17 protein-coding genes are annotated in these 19,227 nt (G+C 67.8%); 4 read left to right on the forward strand and 13 right to left on the reverse strand.

From position 1 onward, the window contains the following. Positions 1-12 precede the first annotated feature (12 nt). The 3 genes from ACZYSP_RS01755 to ACZYSP_RS01765 all read left to right on the forward strand — a co-directional run bounded on the left by ACZYSP_RS01755 (position 13) and on the right by ACZYSP_RS01765 (position 2,637). Positions 13-663, forward strand: coding sequence for an HAD family hydrolase (locus ACZYSP_RS01755; protein WP_489012855.1), 651 nt, complete (start codon positions 13-15; stop codon positions 661-663). Positions 664-674: 11 nt separating this feature from the next. Next, complete coding sequence (locus ACZYSP_RS01760; RefSeq protein WP_489012856.1) at positions 675-1,811, forward strand: DSD1 family PLP-dependent enzyme; 1,137 nt, start codon at positions 675-677, stop codon at positions 1,809-1,811. 169 nt (positions 1,812-1,980) lie between these two features. Then, entirely contained in the window at positions 1,981-2,637 is a 657-nt protein-coding gene (locus ACZYSP_RS01765; protein ID WP_489012857.1) for a dihydrofolate reductase family protein, read from the forward strand. 46 nt (positions 2,638-2,683) lie between these two features. Here the strand turns inward: ACZYSP_RS01765 and ACZYSP_RS01770 are convergent, their stop codons facing one another. Next, the gene (locus tag ACZYSP_RS01770; protein WP_489013659.1) at positions 2,684-4,018 is read right to left on the reverse strand and encodes an aminotransferase-like domain-containing protein; all 1,335 of its coding nucleotides are present in this window, start codon (positions 4,016-4,018) and stop codon (positions 2,684-2,686) included. A gap of 85 nt (positions 4,019-4,103) precedes the next feature. On the opposite strand from ACZYSP_RS01770, the gene ACZYSP_RS01775 reads away from it, so the two are divergent. Next, complete coding sequence (locus ACZYSP_RS01775; RefSeq protein ID WP_093074436.1) at positions 4,104-4,706, forward strand: DJ-1/PfpI family protein; 603 nt, start codon at positions 4,104-4,106, stop codon at positions 4,704-4,706. 26 nt (positions 4,707-4,732) lie between these two features. Here the strand turns inward: ACZYSP_RS01775 and ACZYSP_RS01780 are convergent, their stop codons facing one another. The 12 genes from ACZYSP_RS01780 to ACZYSP_RS01835 form a co-directional block, all read right to left on the reverse strand. Then, positions 4,733-6,229: a mannose-1-phosphate guanylyltransferase/mannose-6-phosphate isomerase gene (locus ACZYSP_RS01780; protein WP_489012858.1), complete on the reverse strand. Its 1,497-nt coding sequence runs from the start codon at positions 6,227-6,229 to the stop codon at positions 4,733-4,735. A gap of 28 nt (positions 6,230-6,257) precedes the next feature. Then, a complete protein-coding gene (locus tag ACZYSP_RS01785; protein WP_093058343.1) occupies positions 6,258-7,037 on the reverse strand; it encodes a LuxR C-terminal-related transcriptional regulator in 780 nt (259 codons plus the stop codon). Next, positions 7,030-8,154, reverse strand: a complete 1,125-nt coding sequence (gene galE / locus ACZYSP_RS01790) for a UDP-glucose 4-epimerase GalE (protein WP_489012859.1) — start codon at positions 8,152-8,154, stop codon at positions 7,030-7,032. Before galE ends, ACZYSP_RS01785 begins: the two co-directional genes overlap by 8 nt. A gap of 28 nt (positions 8,155-8,182) precedes the next feature. Next, positions 8,183-9,430 carry a glycosyltransferase WbuB gene (locus tag ACZYSP_RS01795; RefSeq protein WP_489012860.1) on the reverse strand — a complete coding sequence of 416 codons (1,248 nt, stop codon included), beginning with the start codon at positions 9,428-9,430 and terminating at the stop codon, positions 8,183-8,185. After that, positions 9,427-10,686, reverse strand: coding sequence for a lipopolysaccharide biosynthesis protein (locus ACZYSP_RS01800; protein ID WP_093173719.1), 1,260 nt, complete (start codon positions 10,684-10,686; stop codon positions 9,427-9,429). Before ACZYSP_RS01800 ends, ACZYSP_RS01795 begins: the two co-directional genes overlap by 4 nt. Positions 10,687-10,706: 20 nt before the next feature. Further along, a complete protein-coding gene (locus tag ACZYSP_RS01805; RefSeq protein ID WP_440531491.1) occupies positions 10,707-11,639 on the reverse strand; it encodes a hypothetical protein in 933 nt (310 codons plus the stop codon). Positions 11,640-11,684: 45 nt separating this feature from the next. Then, positions 11,685-12,644 carry a hypothetical protein gene (locus ACZYSP_RS01810; protein WP_489012861.1) on the reverse strand — a complete coding sequence of 320 codons (960 nt, stop codon included), beginning with the start codon at positions 12,642-12,644 and terminating at the stop codon, positions 11,685-11,687. Beyond that, entirely contained in the window at positions 12,641-13,738 is a 1,098-nt protein-coding gene (locus tag ACZYSP_RS01815; protein ID WP_489012862.1) for a glycosyltransferase, read from the reverse strand. The genes ACZYSP_RS01810 and ACZYSP_RS01815 overlap by 4 nt, the downstream gene beginning before the upstream one ends. 11 nt (positions 13,739-13,749) lie before the next feature. Beyond that, on the reverse strand, positions 13,750-15,075 hold the full coding sequence (locus ACZYSP_RS01820) for a hypothetical protein (protein ID WP_093173713.1): 1,326 nt from the start codon (positions 15,073-15,075) through the stop codon (positions 13,750-13,752). A gap of 34 nt (positions 15,076-15,109) precedes the next feature. Further along, positions 15,110-16,108 carry a GDP-L-fucose synthase family protein gene (locus tag ACZYSP_RS01825; RefSeq protein ID WP_093173711.1) on the reverse strand — a complete coding sequence of 333 codons (999 nt, stop codon included), beginning with the start codon at positions 16,106-16,108 and terminating at the stop codon, positions 15,110-15,112. Between the two features lie 79 nt (positions 16,109-16,187). Further along, positions 16,188-16,892 (reverse strand): sugar transferase, encoded by a 705-nt coding sequence (locus ACZYSP_RS01830; RefSeq protein WP_093173709.1) that lies wholly within the window; start codon positions 16,890-16,892, stop codon positions 16,188-16,190. Next, positions 16,889-19,222: a polysaccharide biosynthesis tyrosine autokinase gene (locus tag ACZYSP_RS01835; RefSeq protein ID WP_093074420.1), complete on the reverse strand. Its 2,334-nt coding sequence runs from the start codon at positions 19,220-19,222 to the stop codon at positions 16,889-16,891. The genes ACZYSP_RS01830 and ACZYSP_RS01835 overlap by 4 nt, the downstream gene beginning before the upstream one ends. Positions 19,223-19,227: the final 5 nt, after the last annotated feature.

Raw genomic sequence — 19,227 nt, forward strand, 5'->3', positions numbered from 1 at the left:
AACGTACAGTCGATGCCCATGCAAGCCCACAACGCCTATCCACGCGCCGTGCTTTTCGACCTGCTCACGGCGCTGCTCGATTCCTGGACCGTCTGGAACACCGCCGCAGGTTCCGAAGAGAAAGGCCGCGCCTGGCGCGCCGAGTACCTGCGGCTCACTTACGGCTGCGGTGCCTACGTGCCCTACGAGCAGCTGGTGAAAGACGCTGCGCGCCACACAGGCATGGCCGACTCCGTGCCCGACGCACTGGAAGCCCAATGGGACACCCTGCCCGTGTGGGACGGCGCACGCGAGCTGTTGCTGGCGCTGAAGCCGCACTGCAAGCTTGCGGTGGTCACCAACTGCTCGAAGCGGCTCGGTCATCGCGCGGCGGCGCGGCTGGGCATCGACTGGGACGTGGTCGTCACTTCGGAGGAGGCCGGCTTCTACAAGCCCGATCCACGTCCGTATCGCTTGGCGCTCGACCGGCTGGGTGTGAAGGCTGAAGAAGCGGCTTTCGTTGCCGGTTCGGGCTACGACATGTTCGGCACATCGGCGGTCGGGCTGCGCACCTACTGGCATAACCGCGTCGGGCTGGCGCTGCCGCAGGGTGCTCCGACGCCCGAACTGCAGGCGGCAACGCTGGCACCCACGCTGCCCTGGCTGCAATCCTTCAGCAAATGACGAGCTTGCTCATGAACAACACCCTCGCCACCATCGACACACCCGCCGCCCTCATCGAGCGCTCGCGCATGCAGCGCAACATTGCGCGCATGCAGCAGCGCATGAACGAACTCGGCGTGCGCTTTCGCCCGCACGTGAAGACCAGCAAGTGCATCGCCGTTGCCAAGGCACAGCGTGATGGGGGCGCGCAGGGCATCACCGTCTCCACGCTGAAGGAGGCCGAGCAGTTCTTTGCCGAGGGCTTCACCGACATCCTCTATGCCGTCGGCATGGCGCCGCACCGGCTGCAGCATGCGATGGACCTGCGCCGTAGAGGCTGCGCGCTGGGCATCCTCACGGATGGTGTCGAGTCGGCGCGCGCGATCGTGGAGTTCGGCCGCGCGAACGGCGAGGTGTTCGACGTGCTGATCGAGGTCGACACCGACGGCCATCGCTCCGGCATCCGGCCCGAAGAAGACGCGCTGCTCGAAGTGGCGCACGTGCTGCACGACGGCGGCATGCGCCTCGGCGGCGTGATGACGCATGCCGGCTCCAGCTACGAGCTCGATACGCCCGAAGCCCTGCGAGCCATGGCCGAACAGGAGCGCTCGGGCTGCGTGCGCGCTGCCCAGCGGCTGCGCGACGCGGGCCTGCCGTGCCCGGTGGTCAGCGTGGGCTCCACGCCCACGGCGCTGATGGCCGAGGCGCTCGAGGGCGTTACCGAGGTGCGGGCCGGCGTCTACGTGTTCTTCGACCTCGTGATGCGCGACATCGGCGTATGCACCGAGGACGACATCGCCCTCAGCGTGCTCACCACGGTGATCGGCCACCAGGCCGACAAGGGCTGGGCCATCGTCGACTCAGGCTGGATGGCGATGAGCCGCGACCGTGGCACGCAGAAGCAGAAGCGTGACTTCGGCTATGGGCAGGTCTGCTCCGTGGATGGGACCGTACTCGACGGCTATGTGCTCAGCGGTGCCAATCAGGAGCACGGCATCCTCTCGCGCGAAGGCGCGCCGGACACGGGCATTGCGGCGCGTTTTCCCATCGGGACGCGGCTGCGCATATTGCCGAACCACGCTTGTGCGACTGGCGCGCAGTTTCCCGAATATCAGGCGCTATCTGAAGACGGCTCGCTGGAAACCTGGGGGCGTTTCCACGGCTGGTGAGTGCACAGCGTCGGCGCTTGAGCGAGAGCGGCCTCGTGTCGGTCAGCCAAGTCGAGCCGCCGCAGCAGGGTGCGCGTGGAGGGTTCCTGAATCTTGCCACCAGCCCTGTCACCTCAGAGGAGGCCGACCGCGCTAGGATGTGGCCTCTCTTTTTTCAGGAGACAGCCCCATGACCCGAGTACTGGTGCGCAGCTTCAGCGTTTCGCTCGACGGCTTCGCCGCTGGCCCAGACCAGAGCCTGGAGCACCCGCTGGGCGTTCGTGGTCCTGAACTCATGGACTGGTTCTTTCCCACGCGCGTCTGGCAGCAGATGCACAAGACGGGCGAGGCCAACGGCGAGACCGGCATCGATAACGAGATCGCCGAACAAGGCTTCGCCGAAATAGGTGCCTGGATCCTCGGACGCAACATGTTCGGGCCGGTGCGCGGTCCCTGGCCGGACGAGAGCTGGAAAGGCTGGTGGGGCGATGAGCCCCCGTACCACGTGCCGGTCTTCGTGCTGACCCACCATGCCCGCGCGCCGCTGACGATGCAGGGTGGCACTACTTTCTACTTCGTCACCGGCGGCATCCGCGAAGCGCTGGCACAGGCACAGGTCGCCGCGGGTGCGCGGAGCGTGCGCGTGGGCGGCGGCGTGGCCACCGTACGCGAATACTTGAAGGCCAGGCTGATCGACGAACTGCACCTGGCCGTGCGTCCGGTGCTGTTGGGCAAAGGCGAGGCGCTGTTCGCAGGCCTGGACCTGCCGGCGATGGGCTACAGCTGCGAACGACAGGTGGCAGGCGAGCGCGCCACGCATATGTTCCTGCGCCGCAGCGCGCCTTGACATGGGAAGAGTGGCTCAAATGTCGACAGGGTCCTGCCACGTCATCTCAGAACGACCGCTCCTCGATCACCCGTCGCACCGTCCGTAGCGCACTGCGCAGCTCGTCCAGCCCGACCGACCCCAGTGCGAGGCGCAGCGCATGCGGCACGTGCTGTGACGTCGCGAAGGGCTCGGCAGTGGACACCGAGACGCTATCGCGCATCAGCGCCGCCGCAACCAAGTCGGCGCGGGTTTCGTCCGGCAGGCACAGCCAGACGAAGTACGACGAAGGGTGCCGCACGCACCGCAGTCCGGCAAGCTCCTCGCTGGCGATGGCTTGCCGCGCCGCGGCGTCCTGCCGTTTCTCTGCCTCGAGGCGGTTGACCGTGCCGTCTTCCAGCCACGCGCAGGCGATGGCCGTGGTCACGCCCGGCGTGCACCACGTCGTGGCCCGGATTGCGCGTTCGAGCTTGGACACCAACACATCGGGCGTGGCGACGAAGCCCACGCGTAGCCCGGTCGCCACGCTCTTGGAAAGACCCGAGACGTACACCGTCGTCTCCGGTGCCAGCGTTGCCAGCGGCGGCGGCGGGTCATCGGCCAGAAAGGCGTAGGCCGCGTCTTCGATGATGAGCAGGCCATGCCGTCTTGCGATGGAGGCCAGCGGGCGGCGCCGGCTTGCGCTCATCACCCAGCCCAGCGGGTTGTGCAGGGTCGGCATCGCGTAGATGGCCTTCACGCGGCGGCGCGCGCACAGGCGTTCCAGCGCGTCCAGGTCCGGCCCCTGTCCGGATGCCGGTATGGGCGCCAGTTCCAGCCGGTGTGCCTCGGCGAGCACCTTGAAGCCGGGGTAGGTGAGGGCGTCGACGGCGACCACGTCGCCCGGTTGCAGCAGCGCCATCACCGTTACTGCCAGCCCGTGCTGTGCGCCGTCGACGAGCAGCACGCTCGACGGCTCGGCCGCCAGTCCTCGCGACGCGAGATGCCGGGCGACGCAGGCGCGTTCATGCATTCGGCCGCCATGGGGTGCATAGCGCAGCATGGCGTCCAGTTCACCACCGGCGGCGAGCTGCCGTAGTGCGGCGCGCAGCAGCTCGGCCTGTCCGGGCAGCGATGGGTAGTTGAAGTTCAGGTCCACCAGGTCCGGTGCCATGGTCCGCTGATCGACGCCAACACCGCCGTGCATCGCCGCTTCGCGCACGAAGGTGCCGCGGCCGACTTCGCCGCTGACCAGCCCCATCGCCTCCAGCTCCGCATAGACGCGCGAAGCAGTAACCAGCGCCAGGCCGTGGCGCTCGGCCAGCCGCCGGTGCGTAGGCAGGCGGGTGCCCGGCTGCAGGCGTCCCGCGCGGATCTCGGCGGCGAGTTCATCGACCAGTTGCTTGTAGCGGGCTTCGGCCATCGTGCGATGTATGCATGACAATTTTTTGATTGTATTGATCGCGCGACCTACGATGAGCGCATCTCAGCCCTCACGCACGAATCCTATGCACATCGCGATCCTCACCTTCGACGGCTTCAACGAACTGGACTCGCTCATCGCGCTGGGCGTGCTCAATCGCATCAAGAAGCCGGATTGGCGCGTGAGCCTGTGTTGTCCGACCCCTGAAGTCACGTCAATGAACGGCGTGACCGTACGCGCCCAGTCGTTGCTGGAGGATGCGCGCCTTGCTGATGCCGTCGTCGTCGGCAGCGGGGTGAAGACGCGGGAGGTCGTCGCCAGCCCCGAGCTGATGGGGCGCCTGGCGCTCGATCCGGCCCGCCAGTTGATCGCAGCGCAGTGCTCGGGCACTTTGATCCTGGCCAAGCTCGGCCTCGTGGGCGGCATACCGGCCTGCACCGACCTGACCACCAAGCCCTGGGTGCAGGAGGCCGGCGTGGAGGTCTTGAACCAGCCCTTCTATGCGCGTGGCAATGTCGCAACTGCGGGCGGCTGCTTTGCCGCGCCTTATTTGGCCGGCTGGATCATTGCCCGCACCGAAGGGCTGGAGGCTGCCGCCGCAGCGCTTCACTACGTCGCCCCCGTGGGCGAGAAGGAAGCCTACGTGGCCAACGCACTCGGGAACATCACGCCGTACCTGCCGCAATGACCTCTTGTGCGGGCTGAATCGACAGCTCAGCGCCTTATGGGCGCATGCAGCACCGCATTCGCCCCCGACCCGGCCGAAGCCTGCGTCGGCGACGCATCGGCCAGTGTCCTGACCGGGCCGCAGCGCCCGTAGGTGTCGTCGAAGCGCACGATGTCGTCTTCGCCCAGGTATCCGCCGGTCTGCACCTCGATCACTTCGAGCACGGTCTTGCCCGGGTTCTCCAGCCGGTGGATGGCGCCCGAGGGCAGGTAGATCGATTCGTTCTCGCGCACCAGCGTGACTTCGCCGTTGCAGGTGGCGCGCGCCGTGCCCTTCACCACGATCCAGTGCTCGGCGCGGTGGTGGTGCATCTGCAGCGACAGTTTGCCGCCGGGCTTCACGGTCAGGCGCTTGACCTGGAAGCGCTCGCCCAGGTCGATGCTGTCGTACGCGCCCCAGGGCCGCACCACGCGGCGGTGCTCGGTGGCCTCGGCGCAGCCTTCCAGCGAGAGCTTGCGCACAACGTCGGCCACCTGCTCCGCGCAGCCCGCGCCGGCCACCAGCACGGCGTCGGGCGTGTCCACGATGATCAGGTTTTCGGTACCCAGCGCCACCACCGGCCGGTGCGGCGCGTGGATGAAGGTGTTGCGCGAGTTCAGCGCGCTGGCCTTGCCGCTCAGCCGGTTGCCCGCGTCGTCCGCCGGGTGCAGGCTGGCAACCGCGTTCCAGCTGCCGACGTCGCTCCACAGGCCTTCGAACTTCACGACAGCGATGTCCTTGTGCTTTTCGAGCACGGCGTAGTCGATGCTGTCGGCTCGGCAATCCTCGAAGGCTGCGCGGTCCAGCCGCAGGAAGCTGCCGTCGGTTGCAACGGCGGCAGTGGCGCGCTCGCAGGCCAGCAGGATGTCGGGTGCATGCCCGCGCAGCGCTGCGATCAGCGTGCGCGCCTGCACGAGGAAGATGCCCGCGTTCCAGCTGTAGCCGCCATGCAGGATCAGCTGTTCCGCTACCACCGCCGTCGGCTTTTCGACAAAGCGCACCACGGCCTGGCTGCGCCCGTCGGCCGAGGGTTCGCCGGCTTCGATGTAGCCGTAGGCGGTGCTCGGAAAACTCGGCACCACGCCGAAGGTGACGATCTTGCCGGCCAATGCGGCCTCGACGCCGGTGCGCACGGTGCGGGCGAACAGCGCGGCGTCGGGAATGTGGTGGTCGGAGGGCGCGAACAGCAGCAGGTCGTCGGGCTCGGCCAGCAGGGCGGCCGAGGCCATGGCCGCGGCTGTATTGCGCGCCACCGGCTCGAGGATCTGCCGGCCCGTGGCGTGCGCGTTTTCCACCGCTTCCTTCACCAGGAAGCGATGGTCTTCCGACGTGATGCAGGTGATGTCGGCATTCAGCACCGCCAGCCGTTCGAGCGTGAGGTGCAGCAGGCTCTTGCCGCCGACCAGCGGCGCGAACTGCTTGGGCAGCGCCTTGCGCGACAAAGGCCACAGCCGCGTGCCGCTGCCGCCGCACAGGACCACGGGATGGATGAGGGGGGTGTTCATGATCGTTTGCGTTGTGGCGGGGCGGGGTTCAGATCAGGCCGGAGTACGCCGCATAGCTCACGGCCTGGGCACGCGAATGCACGTGCAATTTCTTGTAGATGTTCTTGATGTGGGCGTTGACGGTCTGCCCCGAGATGCCCAGCTTGACGCCGATCTCCTCGGTGACGTGGCCGCGCGCCACGAAGCGCAGGATCTCGCACTCGCGAGCCGTCAGCGTCGCTTCGCGCGGAGGCGGCTCCACCGACGGCGGCGTGCGGCTGTCGGGCCGGTGGCTCAGCCGCGAGAGCAGTCGGCGCGCGAGCCGCGGCGTGATGGCCGCGCCGCCGTTGACCACCTGCAGCACGGCCTGCGCGAAGCTCTGGAGCCACGCGTCCTTCAGCAGGTAACCAGTGGCGCCCAGTTCGAAGGCATGCAGCACGTGCGACTCGTCCTCGAGCGCGGAGATCACGATGATTTCTCCTGTGCGATGTTGCTCGCGGGCTTCCTGGATCAGGTCGAAGCCGGTGCCGTCGCCAAGCCGCAGGTCGACCATCAGCACGTCGAACTCGTGCGTGGCCAGCAGACGGCGGCCGTCGCGCAGGCTGCCTGCCTGGCCTTCGAGCTGGATGCGCAGGTCCGACAGCAGCTCCTGCGCTATCACCCGGCGCATGAATTCGTCGTCATCCACGAGCAGCACGCGCACCGGCGCATCTTCCTGCCCCGTCAGGAAGCCAGGCCACAGCGGTGCAACAGGCGGAACGATGCCCGGTGGAAACCCCGAGCGGCCATCGGCCTGCTCGCCAAGAAAGGGGGATGGGTTGTCAGACATGGGTGTGTCCCAGGTTGGAGTTGATGTGGGTGCTGGTGCCGTTGCTCTGAAAGCGCGGGAGGTCCGCGGTAAAGGCCGGCGCCGGATCGTCGAAGCCGTGCGGGTTCGCGGCCTGCCAGCGCCAGCTGTCCGCGCACATCTGGTCGAGGTCGCGGCGCGCGCGCCAGCCGAAGGCGAGGAAGGCGCTGCGCGCGTCGGCCCAGTAGGCGGGCGCGTCGCCGGGGCGGCGCGGCCCGATGCGCAGGGCGATGCGGCGGCCGCTTGCGCGCTCGAAGGCCGACACAACCTCCAGCACCGAGGCGCCGCGGCCGGTGCCGAGGTTGGTCATGAGAATTCCGCTGTGGCGCACCGCATGGCGCAGTGCCGCCACATGGCCTTCGGCCACGTCCATCACGTGCACGTAGTCGCGCACGCCGGTGCCGTCGATCGTTTCGTAGTCGTCGCCGTGCACCACCAGGCATTCACGCTCGCCGGCCGCGACCTGCGAGATGTAGGGCATCAGGTTGTTGGGTGGGCCGTGCGGGCGCTCGCCGAGCAGGCCGCTTTCGTGCGCGCCGACGGGGTTGAAGTAGCGCAGGCAGGCAATGCCCCAGCGCGCATCGGCCTGCGCGAGGTCGGCCAGCACGGTCTCGACCATTGCCTTGGTGCGGCCGTAGGGGTTGACCGCGCCGTAAGGTGCGCTCTCTGCAATGGGCGAGGGCTGCGAGTCGCCGTACACAGTGGCCGATGAGGAGAACACCAGAGTGCGCACATCGGCTCGGCTCATGGCCTGCACCAGCGCCAGGGTTCCAGCCAGATTGACGTCGTAGTAGCTCACCGGGTCGGCCACCGATTCGCCGACCGCCTTCAGCCCCGCGAGATGCACGACCGCCTCGATCCCGTGTGCCGCGAACACGCGGTCGAGCGCCGCCGCGTCGCGCACGTCGCCGCGCACGAGAACGGGTTCTACGCCCGTGATGCACGCCACCCGCTGCAGCGAACGCGCGTCGCTGTTGACGAGCGAGTCGAGCACCACCGGCAGGTAGCCCGCCGCGATCAGCGCCACGCAGGTGTGGCTGCCGATGAAGCCGGCGCCGCCGGTCACGAGGACCCTGGGTGCGGATGTGGACTTGGGCATGGTCGTGGTCCTCGTGTGGGGTGTCGCGTCAGCCGGCGATGCAGCGCTGCAGTTCCTCTTCGAGGCGCTGCAGGATTGCGTTGCGGTCAAGTTCGGCCTCGGCGAAGCGGCGGCCGGCCGAGCCCAGCAGCTCGCGCGTTTCGGGCGACATGGAGAGCTGTTCGATGGCATCGGCCAGCGCCGCCGCATCGCCCGGCTCGACCACCACGCCGCGGCCCCACACGGCCTCGCTGAGCGCGGTGCCGGCGTGCGCGGTCACGATCACGGCGCGGCCGCTTGCGAGCATGCCGCCCAGCTTCGACGGCATGACGAGGTCGGCGGCATCGGCGCGCTGTGGCAGCACGTGGATGTCGGCCATGCCCAGCAGCTCGTTGAGCCTTTCGGCAGGCTGCAGATCGAGAAAATGCGTGTTGCCCAGCCGGATGCACGCGTCCATCAGCGAGGCCCGGCTCGGGCCGTTGCCGCAGAACACGAAGTGGATGTTGTGGGAGCACACCAGCAAGCGCGCCGCTTCGGCCAGCAGCTCGATGCCCTGCTTGCTGCCGAGGCTGCCCGCGTAGAGCACGACCACGGCGCCAGCGGGAATGTTCAGCTCGGCCCGGAAGCCCTGCGCCGGCACGCCTTCGGTCACCGGCGGTCGCGCAACGGGCTGGATGGCTTCCACGTCGACCCAGTTCGGAAACAGCACCAGCCGCGATTCGTCCACGCCTTTCTCCAGGGCCTTGGTGCACATCGTGGAAGAGATGGACGACACCCGGTCGAACTTGCGCATCAGCCAGCGCTCGGCGGCCAGGGCGAAGCGCCGCACGCGTTCGCCACGCAACCAGCCGAGGCCGAATGCAGCGTCCACTTCGTAGTCCTGCACGTGCAGCCAGGAGCGGATGCCGAGCAGCTTCGCGAAGCACAGCGCGGCCGGCGCGCAGGAGATGGGCGGCTCCACCACGAACACCACGTCAGGCTTCCAGCGCAATTGCGCCAGCAGCAGCGGAATGCTCGACAGCGTGAACGACAGCAGGTGCCCGATGCGCCCCAGCGCACGAGGCTTTGAAGGCACCCAGGTGGGCGCGCGGCAGACCGTCACGCCGTTCCAGTCGGTCTTGCGGTAGGCCCATGCCGAGTAGCCCTCGAGCACCGACCACTGCGGAAAGAAGGGCGGCGACGCAATCACCCGCACCTCATGCCCGCGGGCGTGCAGCCACTCGGCCATCTCGCCCGAGTACTTGCCGATGCCGGCCAGTTCGGGAGCGAAGTTCATCGAGTAGACGAGGATCTTCACGATGCCTGCCTCCGCGTCAGCAGGCGCACGATCGGGAAGAAGCCGAATTGCAGGCGCATGCGCGTCTCGTACAGCACGAAGTCGGTCACGCAGGCAATGAAGAACACGTAGTGCGGCCTGTCCGGAAAGACCATCACCACCGCGCCGTATGACGCCAGCCGCAGCGCAACCTCCACCAGCGCCCAGGCGCCGAGCGAGCCCATCGAGGTCTTCAGCGACAGCACCATCTCGTGGTGGATCGTGTAGGTGCGCAGCAGGAAGTACGGCGCAATGCACATGAAGATGGTGCGCGCCTCGTTGCCCAGCTTGAGCAGCGGCGCGGCCACCGAGATGAGGGCAGCCAGCCCGACGAAGAGCCCGCAGCCCAGCAGGAAGGAATGCTTCGCCAGGCGCAGCTTGGCCGCAGTGAAATTGCCTGCGTCCGTTTCCAGCATCGCGGGCGTCTTCGTGACCAGGAAGGCCTGCACGAACTGCGACGGCGCTTCGGCCAGCAGGAACGCGAGCTTGAAGGCCCCCACGTAGCTCAGCGGCATGAAGTACGCCACGATGAGCAGGTCCGACTTGCGCAGCAGGAACATGAGCAGCGAATACACCGTCGCACCGGCCTGCGATGCCAGCCCGAGCGCGGCCCGCCCGGCCGGTGGCGCCGCGCCATTGCCCGGCAGGCCGACGGCCACGCACACCACCACGACGGCGAACAGGTTGATGAGCAGCAGGTGCGCCACGCCCAGGTCGAAGCGCACCGCCACGCACAGGCCTATGCCCACGACCAGGATGGTCGCGCGGATGCCGGCCTCCAGGTTGAGCAGCCCCGCGTGGCCCAGGCCGCGGCTGAACGAAAGGCGCAGGCTGTTGAACGAGAAGACCGCCAGCGTGGCCACCAGCAGAAGGAAGGGCGCGTCGCCCACGGGCATGTGCTGCACCGTGAGGATCACCGTCACCAGCACCGTGGCCAGCGGCAGGCCGATGGCCAGCGTGCGCACGACGTCGCCGCGCGTCACGCCCGGCGGCACGCTCGCCGCATTGCGCGAGAACAGCAGCGAACTGCCCAGCGTGCCCATCACCAGCGCCACTTCCATGACCGACTGGTAGATGGAGTACTCGCCGAAGCGCGCCGGCGAAATGCTCGCCGCCATCAGGAAGATCGCCAGGAAGCCCGACAGGTACACATACAGCCGCGAAGCAAGCGCGCCCAGGCCCGACAGCCAGGCCATGCGCGCGCCGGGCGGAGCAAGTGACAGGCTGAAGTGCTTCATGGCGTCGGCTGGCTTCACGCTTACTTGCCGACCGGGGCGCGGGATACGCGGCCGGTGTCGAACAGCCGGCGCACGAATGCACCGGCCCGGAACGCGTTGTTCTTCGCGCGGCGAGCCATCTGCAGCGCGTAGGTCACGGCCGCCACGGTGTGCATGTGGCCGCGCAGCGCGAAGGGCATGGCCATCTTGGCGCTGCCCTGGAAGTGCAGCGCGACCACGCGCGTCAGTTCGCCGGCGGTGCTCGTCAACCAGGCCTTGCCATCGCGGTACGCAATGCGCTTGGCGCCGCCGAGCACCTTGAACTCCCGCCGCACGAGGTTGTGCATGCCGTTGATGTTGTGGTCGATGACCGTGCCGTCGAGCACCCGGTTGATGGGGGCGTCATTGCCCGTGGCGTGAGCCCAGAGATAGAGCAGGGTCATGTCGGACACGCCGCCGCGCACACCTCGCGCTGCGAAGCGCGCTGCAATGTCGCGCAGCTTCCTGCGGCCCGAGGGGGTGGCGTAGCTGTCGAGCACGTAGGCCACGAAGCGGCGCAGGCCGTTCGCGGTCCAGTAGCTCACGTGCGGCGAGATCTGGCAGGGGTTCCAGCCGTCCGCGGACTGCATGCAGGAACCCGAGAAGTCGGACTTGCCCGCGAGCCGCGCGATATGCGGCGCCGCACCCTGAAAAAGCAGCACATCGCTGTCGATCAGCACGAATTCGCGCACTTCGGGGTGGGATTCCAGAAACTGCGCTAGGAGAAAGTAGCGCCGGAAGCAGATCTTCTCGAACTCCGGCGGGTTGCTCGACAGATGCACGTAGGACCGGCAGAAGCGTTCGTAGGCCGGGCCCGCGTCGGTGTCCGACAGCACGAAAAGCGGCTCGCCGGCCAGCGCCGCCGATTCGCGGCACAGCGCGAGGGTCTTGTTCTGGCGGTCTTCCACGACGATGAAGGGCAGGGTTGGGTTCATGGCGCTTGGTTGAGGGTTGACGGGATGTGACAGCGTTCTTTGTGCTCAGGGCTTGCGCGCCGTAACGCTCTTCATCAGCGCGACGTGCGCGGGAAGAAAGCGGCCGGTGGCGTCGATGGGCATGTCCAGCGTGAAGAGGCCGCGCACGGCAGCCGCTTCCGAAATCCAGCTGCGCAGCTGCGCAGCCGTGAAGCGCGCCGGCGCCTCGCGGCCCCACGAGGCGCTCAGCGGCGTCAGCACGTGCAGCGCCAGCTCCGACGGCGGGGCGGTGAGATGCGCGGGCGGCTGCATGTATTCGCCGGCCATCAGGTTCTGGCAGGGCGCCGACTTGGCGCTGAAGCGCTCAGCTCCTTCGCCCGCGTTGAAGGCCAGCCAGCGGTTGGCGGCGCCCGTGCGGGCCGCGCTGCACAGCATTTCCCAGCCGGCGGGCGTGATGCCCTTCGTGTTGTAGGTACCGTCGAACCACCAGCCGCTCACGAGCGAGCCGTAGCGTTCCGACCAGTCACGGATCACGCTCGACCATGCGGCGATGAAGCGCGCGGGCGGCGGCTCCTGCTCGGATACGTCGCCCAGGCAATCCATCAGCGCGGGGTCTGCCTGCGGCGCACGAAACGGCAGGTAGAGGATCAGCGAGATGCCGCGCTTGCGCAGCGCCTGGCCGATCTCCATCGGCAGGTCGCGCGGCGAGCGGTTCGCGGCGCTGCCCGGGCAGAGCACTTCGAGCGCGGCATTGGGCGCGATGTACTGGCCGTTGTTCTGGCCCAGCGTCAGGATCAGGTGCGAAGCGCGCATGTCCGCCAGCGTCGACGCGAAGGCCTCGACGTCGAAACGCTTGATTTCGTTGATCGACTGCTTGTCGGGCAGGTAATGCACCATCACGCCGAAGCCCGGCATCGGGGCGCCCGCCGATGCGCCCGCGGGTTGTGCGCGGCCGGCCAGCGGCATCACTGCCAGCAACAGCAGCGCTGCAAGAAAACGCATCGAGGGGAACGGCCATTTCGTCATGGCATGGCCCGGGCGAGCGACAGCGCGCCGCGCTTGAGCATGAGATAGCGTCCCGCGACCGCGGCTGGCGCGCAGGCAGTGGCATGGACCCACACCGGATGCGTGCGCTCGTGGCACGCGAGGTGCTTGGCCAGCCTGTACGGATCGCTGGCAGCGCTGCCCACGAAGAAGGCGTAGTCCGTGAAAAGCTCGCGGTGCACCGGAATGTCCGACAGCAGCAGCGGCACGCCCAGCGTTGCCGCTTCGGCCGCCGAGAGGTTGAAGCCCTCGAAGGTAGACAGCGAGATGAACGCGGTGGCGCCCTGGTACAGCCGCAGCAGCTCGTCGCGCGACACCAGCCCCCGGTGCCGCACCGAGCCACGCACCTCGGGCGCCAGCGCGGCCACCATGCGCTCGACATCGGCGGCGCCGTTGCCGGTGATGTCGAGGTAGTCGACCAGGCCCGCGCGCTTCATGCGCTCGAAGAGGGTGAGGATGCCGCCGAAGTTCTTGTGCGGGTAGTAGTGGTAGGCCGCGATGAGGTAGCGCTCGCCCGGTGCCGCATTCGTTGCCGCACCCGGTGTAGTGGGTGCTGCCGCGACCCGGGGCGCGTCCACCGGGTTGAAGATCACGGCCGAATGCTCGCAGTGGCCGAAATGGCGCTCGAAGTCCAGCTGGCTGCTGCGGCTGATGAAGACCACATCCGCCGCGCTGTGCGCCGCGCGCCAGAGGCTCCAGTCCAGGAAAAGCCGCTTGCTGCGCCTGAAGTACTGCGGGTAGGCCTTGTACTGCAGGTCATGGACGATGACGATCGAATCGCGATGACGCCCGAACGGCGTCACCGGCAGGAAGTAGTTGGGAAACACCGAGAACAGCTGCTCGCCCGTGAGCAGCGCGCGCAGGTAGTGGAAGTTGTAGAGCAGCGTGTCGAGCACGAAGCGGCTGATCTTCAGGCGCTGCGCCAGCGCGTAGATGCGCGGATGCCGCTCGCTGACCGGCTCGACGCGGTCGTCCTGCGACATCCGCATGTGGCGCAGCAGCACCTCGGACACGTTGAGCACGCCGCCGGCAGCTTTGTTCAGGCGCACGGTGTCGTAGTAGAGGTAGGTGGCCATGTGCGACGTCCTCACGCACTCGGAAGGCCGTGCCGCACCGCGCGCGGCAGCGGCCGGCGGGCGCGGGAGCTCAGGGCGCCGGCAATGACGGCGGCGATCAGGCCCGAGACCGCGAACGGTCCCCAGCCCAGGATCGGGCCGCGCATGAACGGCACGTAGGCGGCGAGCAGCACCAGCGCCGACAGGTAGGAGCCCGACAGCGGCCGGTTCGGATCGATGGCGCGGTCGACAACGCGAAAGCCCGCCGAGATCGCATAGCCGAACAGCGCCGGCCCCGCCAGTCCGAAGTCGAAATACGCCGTGGTGAAGGGCGGCAGCGACAGGTTGCTCTGCGAGAAGTTGCCCAGGATGGCCGACCAGCCGAGTGGGTCGAAGTCCGGGAACATCTTCAGGTCGCGAGGCAGGAAGAACGAGAACGCCGAGAGCAGGTAGCGGCCCCAGCCGAGATCGGGAATGGGTGCGCGCTCCAGGATGCCCGCGACCACGAACATGGCGTCGAAGTCCTGGCTGAACGGAAAGGTCGTGAGCTCCTCGCCCCAGAAGCTGCCGCGCGAGATCAGGTTCAGCACCGGGCCCAGGCCTGCGATGGAGCCGAAGATCACGCTGCCGAGCAGCCAGCGCCGGCTGCGCCCCAGGGCGTGGATGAGCAGAGGCAGCAGCCCGATCAGCAAGACCTGCCGCGCCGTGTTCACCGGGTTGGCCGCAGCCAGCGCCAGGCCGAACGCCAGGCCCGCCGCGCACCAGGACCACAGCGTGCGACGGCGCACGGCGTGGATGGCCAGGGCCACGAAGCACATCAGCACCACCAGCTTGGGCAGCGTGGAATAGAAGATGAAGTCGATCGGCACGTTCTCTTCGCCGCCGCTGGTGCCAGTGAGACCGCGCGCCACGAAGTTGAGCTCGGGCTTGATGAACAGCGTGGCGAAGGCCGCGAGCGAGCAGCTCAGCAGCAGAAGAAGAGGGTGGGCCACGCCGACCAGCCGCCGGTCGTGCCCCCCGGGCAGGTGCGCGGGTACGTCGGGCACGCCCAGCCGCGCGGCCTCCACGCCGGCCATGTACAGCAGCAGGAGCATCAGTGCCTGCGTGTGCGCCGCCGTGCTCATCACGCCTGCCTCCCAGAACTCCACGTCGTGCGAGATCTGCATCGCCGGCGCGATCGAGAAGTACGTGAGGATCGTCGCGTAGTGGATCAGCAGGAACACGCTGGAGCCCGAGGACCCCAGCAGCGAGAGCTGGATCAGCGACAGCGCGCACACCGCCGCATAGCCCCACACGGGGTCGACCAGGCCGCACAGCATGGCGCAGACGATGCCGGACCAGAAGGAGAGGATGCGCATGGTGGGCCTGCTGTGGTGTGGCTGCCGGGGTGGCTCAGGCGGCGACCTGCGCCGTCTGGATCGGGTCGATTTCCTCGACCGGGCGGATCGCCGTCTGGTAGTCGGCGTAGGTGCGGCGAAGGCCTTCGGCCAGCGACACCGTCGCGTGCCAGCCGAGGCTGCTGGCGCGCGACACGTCGAGCAGCTTTCTCGGAGCGCCGTCGGGCTGGGCGAGGTCGTAGCGGATGGCGCCTGTGTAGCCCACCACGTCGCGGATCAGCTCGGTGAGCTCGGCGATCGACACGTCTTCGCCGGTGCCGAGGTTGATGTGCCCGCGCATCGCGTCGGTCTGCCGGTCGTATTCGGCGCGCGACAGGTTCATCACCTCGATGCAGCCCTCGACCATGTCGTCGACGTACAGGAACTCGCGCCGCGCGCGGCCGCTGCCCCAGATCAGCACGCTGGGCGCATTGCTGATTTTTGCCAGGTGAAAGCGCTGGATCAGCGCCGGCACTACGTGGCTGTTTTCAAGGTGGTAGTTGTCGCCGGGGCCGTACAGGTTGGTCGGCATCACGCTGCGGTAGTCGATGCCGTGCGTGGCGCCGTACTGGCGGTTGTAGCTCTCGCACAGCTTGAGGCCTGCGATCTTGGCGATCGCATAGGGCTCGTTGGTGGGTTCGAGCTTGCCGCCCAGCAGGTACTCCTCGCGGATCGGCTGCTCTGCCATGCGCGGGTAGATGCAGCTGGAGCCGAGGAACAGCAGCCGCTTGACGCCCGAAACGAATGCCTGGTGCGTCACGTTGGTGGCGATCGCCAGGTTCTCGTAGATGAACTGCGCGGGGTAGGTCATGTTGGCGTGAATGCCGCCGACCTTCGCCGCCGCCAGGTAGACCTGGTCGATCTGCTCCGTCGCGAAGAAACGGGCCACGGCCGCCTGGTCGAGGAGGTCGAGTTCGCTGTGGGTTCGCGTCACCACGTCGTGGCCCAGTTCGCGCAGGCGCCTTGACGTCGCCTGACCCACCATGCCGCGATGACCTGCAACAAAGATACGCATATGAGCTTTCGTGAAGAGGTTGATGAAGTTCGAGGGAGACGAAGTCGAAAGGAATCGAAGGAAGCGGTGACGGCCGCGGCTAGCGCGACCCGCGCGCACCGGTCACCACGCCGAAGGTCTTCAGCAGGATCGCGAAGTCGCGCCACAGCGACAGGTGGGCCACGTACTCCGCGTCCATCGCGGCGCGGCGGCGGTAGCTGATCTCGTTGCGCCCGCTGATCTGCCACAGGCCCGTGATGCCCGGGCGCACGGCGCAGTAGTGGTCCCAGTAGTCGCCGTACAGGTCCTTCTGCGTGAACATGCAGGGGCGCGGGCCGACCATGCTCATGTCGCCCTTGAGCACGTTCCAGAACTGCGGGAATTCGTCGATGCTGTACTTGCGCAGGAAGGCGCCGAAGCGGGTGATGCGCGGGTCATGCACCAGCTTCTGGTAGATCGCCCATTCGCGCCGCGCGGCCTCGTTCTCGCGCAGGTGGCGCGCCAGCACTGCGTCTGCGTCGGCCACCATCGAGCGGAACTTGTAGAACTTGAAGACGCGGCCGTCCTTGCCGTAGCGCGGCTGCATGTAGATGGCCGGGCCGCCCGAGGTGTAGAGCACGCCGAGCCAGATGAGCGCGTAGGCCCAGCCGAAGAAAACGAAGAACGAGCCGGCCATCAGGATGTCGGCCGCGCGCTTGGCATGGCGCAGCCAGGGCGAGCCGCCGAGCGGCCCGTACGCGGCAGTGTTGGCCGCCGCGCTGCCTGTTCCTCGCCCTGCGGAGCTGGTCGATCGAAGCGTGCTCATGATGTTGCGTGCTCCGGTTCGATGCGTTTGGGCATGACGGTGTCGGCCGTGTCCAGCGCGTAATGGGGTTCGCTGCGTGTTGTCGTGGCCGGGGCATAGCCGTAGTAGCCGTAGCCGTAGCTGCGGTGCTGGCGCCGCGAGGTGTCCACCGCGTTGAACACCACGCCGTGGAAGGCCGCGCCCACGTGGGCCAGGCGCTTGGCGCTTTCCACCAGCTCGCCCATCTCGCTGCTGTCGGCCCGGGCCACCAGCAGCAGCGTGCCCATGTTCGGTGCCATCGCGGCGGTCTCCGATGCCAGCAGGGTGGGGGGCGCGTCGACGATCACCACGTCGTAGCGTGCGGACAGCGTTGCCAGCGTGTGCTCGAAGGCGTCGCTGGCCATCAGCCCGGCGGGGTCGGGATGCAGCGTGCCCGCGCTCATCACGTCCAGGTTCAGCAGCACGCGGTGGTGGATGCCCTGCTCGAGCGGCACGCCGCCGGCGAGCACGTCGGACAGGCCGTTCTTGCGCTGCAGGCCGAACTCCTCGCTCAGGCTGCCGCGGCGCAGGTCGCCGTCGATCAGCAGCACGCGCTTGCCCGAGGATGCGAGCAGCGTGGCGAAGTTCGACGACACGAATGTCTTGCCCGCACCGGCCGTGGCGCTGGAGATGAGCACCCGGTTGTTGGGCGCGCCCAGCATCGCGTACTGCAGCGTGGTGCGCAGGCGGCGCAGGCCTTCCAGCGCCGGGTCTTCCACGTGCAGCGCCGCCAGCACCTTGACGCCGGGCTTGCCGGTGCGGATGGCGCGGTCGAGCACGCGCTGCTGGGTGCTCAGCGGAATCGTGCTGTACACGCTCAGGCCTGTGACGGCCTCGATGTCCTCGGGGCTGCCGATGGAGCGCTTCAGGTTCTTGCGCGCCAGCGCCGCAGCGCCGCCGAGGAACAGGCCGCCCGCCAGCGCCAGTGCGATGACGATCAGCGGCTTCGGCCGCACGGGCTTCTCGGCCAGCAGGGCCTGGTCGAGCACGCGCACGTTGGCAACCTTGCCTTCCTTGGCCAGCCGCATCTGCAGCGAGCTGTTCAGAAGCGTCGCGTAGAGGTCTGTGTTGACCTTGATGTCGCGCTGCATGCGCAGCGAGTTCTGCTGCAGCATGGGCATGCGGCGGATGCGGCCGTCGACCGCGCCGAGCTCTTTCTTCAGCGAAGCGATCTGCGAATCCAGCGTCTGCACCATCGGGTGCGCGGAAGTGAAGCGGCCCACCAGGTCCAGCCGCTTCTGCTTTGCATCGAGCAGCTTGGCCTGCAGGTCCACGTTCTGCGCCAGGGCATTGCGGGCCTCGTCGTCCAGGTTGATGGTGCCGTTCTGGTTGCGGTACTGGTTGTAGGCGTCTTCCGACTGTTCCAGCTGCTGCTTGAACTTGGGCAGTTCGGTGCCCAGGAAGGACAGCGCGCGCTCGGCTTGCACCGTCTTCTGGTCGATGTTCTGGCGCACGTACAGGCGCGAGATCTCGTTGAGCACGTTGGCCAGCTGGCCGCGGTTGTCGGCCTGCAGGCTGACGTCCATCACGCCGGACTGCTTGCCTTTCTCGACCACGCGCAGGTCTTTCTGCAGCCCAAGCAGGGTGAGCTGCTTCGAATGGCGCACCAGCTCGAAGGCGCCGCCGGGCTGGGCCTCGAACGAACCCACCAGCAGATGCAGCGCGCCGCCGGGCACGGTGGCGTCGAGCGGCACGCCGGCCTTGCCGTTCAGGGGCGTTTCCAGGTCGGGGTTGGTCAGGGTGTAGTTGCCGCCTTCGCCCGCGATCAGCGTGAACTTCTTGCCCTCGAACGCGCTCGGCACGTCCATCTGCGCCACGGCGATCTGCTCGGTGCCCGAGACATAGTTGCCCATGCCGAAGATGCCTGGCGTGGAGAGATGGCTCGAATGCCGCGCGAGGAACTCGCCCACCAGCGGCGTGTAGAGCGGCTTGGCGCTGATGAAGAGCTTGGTGTTCTCCATGGCCTGGCCGAGCACCATGCGCGAGCGCAGGATCTCGGTCTCGCCGGCGGTCGACGTCTTCACGCTGATGCCCCCGCCGCCGTTGGCGTCGCCAGGGAAGTTGCCGCCCGAGCGATCGGGATCCTCGACCTGGATCAGGATGTTGGCCTCGTACATGCGCTGGCCGAACAGCGCATAGCCCACGCCCACCAGCAGGGCCAGCGCCGCGATGATGGCAATCAGCCAGCGACTGTCGATCAGGATGTCGAGGTATTCATGGAACCGGGATTCCCGGGTCCAGGCGGTGGTCTCGAGCACCGTCACGGGTGCGGCCGCGGGTGCGGGAAGCGTAGGTTGCCAACGCGCGTTCATGGGAT

The organism is Variovorax sp. F042 (genome assembly GCF_057814215.1).

What these genes read in the sequence shown, in the direction of transcription:
- ACZYSP_RS01755 (WP_489012855.1), top strand. Translation starts at nt 13, where the DNA reads ATGCCCATGCAAGCCCACAACGCCTATCCACGCGCCGTGCTTTTCGAC.
- ACZYSP_RS01760 (WP_489012856.1), top strand. Translation starts at nt 675, where the DNA reads ATGAACAACACCCTCGCCACCATCGACACACCCGCCGCCCTCATCGAG.
- ACZYSP_RS01765 (WP_489012857.1), top strand. Translation starts at nt 1,981, where the DNA reads ATGACCCGAGTACTGGTGCGCAGCTTCAGCGTTTCGCTCGACGGCTTC.
- ACZYSP_RS01770 (WP_489013659.1), bottom strand. Translation starts at nt 4,018, where the DNA reads ATGGCCGAAGCCCGCTACAAGCAACTGGTCGATGAACTCGCCGCCGAG.
- ACZYSP_RS01775 (WP_093074436.1), top strand. Translation starts at nt 4,104, where the DNA reads ATGCACATCGCGATCCTCACCTTCGACGGCTTCAACGAACTGGACTCG.
- ACZYSP_RS01780 (WP_489012858.1), bottom strand. Translation starts at nt 6,229, where the DNA reads ATGAACACCCCCCTCATCCATCCCGTGGTCCTGTGCGGCGGCAGCGGC.
- ACZYSP_RS01785 (WP_093058343.1), bottom strand. Translation starts at nt 7,037, where the DNA reads ATGTCTGACAACCCATCCCCCTTTCTTGGCGAGCAGGCCGATGGCCGC.
- galE (WP_489012859.1), bottom strand. Translation starts at nt 8,154, where the DNA reads ATGCCCAAGTCCACATCCGCACCCAGGGTCCTCGTGACCGGCGGCGCC.
- ACZYSP_RS01800 (WP_093173719.1), bottom strand. Translation starts at nt 10,686, where the DNA reads ATGAAGCACTTCAGCCTGTCACTTGCTCCGCCCGGCGCGCGCATGGCC.
- ACZYSP_RS01805 (WP_440531491.1), bottom strand. Translation starts at nt 11,639, where the DNA reads ATGAACCCAACCCTGCCCTTCATCGTCGTGGAAGACCGCCAGAACAAG.
- ACZYSP_RS01810 (WP_489012861.1), bottom strand. Translation starts at nt 12,644, where the DNA reads ATGACGAAATGGCCGTTCCCCTCGATGCGTTTTCTTGCAGCGCTGCTG.
- ACZYSP_RS01815 (WP_489012862.1), bottom strand. Translation starts at nt 13,738, where the DNA reads ATGGCCACCTACCTCTACTACGACACCGTGCGCCTGAACAAAGCTGCC.
- ACZYSP_RS01820 (WP_093173713.1), bottom strand. Translation starts at nt 15,075, where the DNA reads ATGCGCATCCTCTCCTTCTGGTCCGGCATCGTCTGCGCCATGCTGTGC.
- ACZYSP_RS01825 (WP_093173711.1), bottom strand. Translation starts at nt 16,108, where the DNA reads ATGCGTATCTTTGTTGCAGGTCATCGCGGCATGGTGGGTCAGGCGACG.
- ACZYSP_RS01830 (WP_093173709.1), bottom strand. Translation starts at nt 16,892, where the DNA reads ATGAGCACGCTTCGATCGACCAGCTCCGCAGGGCGAGGAACAGGCAGC.
- ACZYSP_RS01835 (WP_093074420.1), bottom strand. Translation starts at nt 19,222, where the DNA reads ATGAACGCGCGTTGGCAACCTACGCTTCCCGCACCCGCGGCCGCACCC.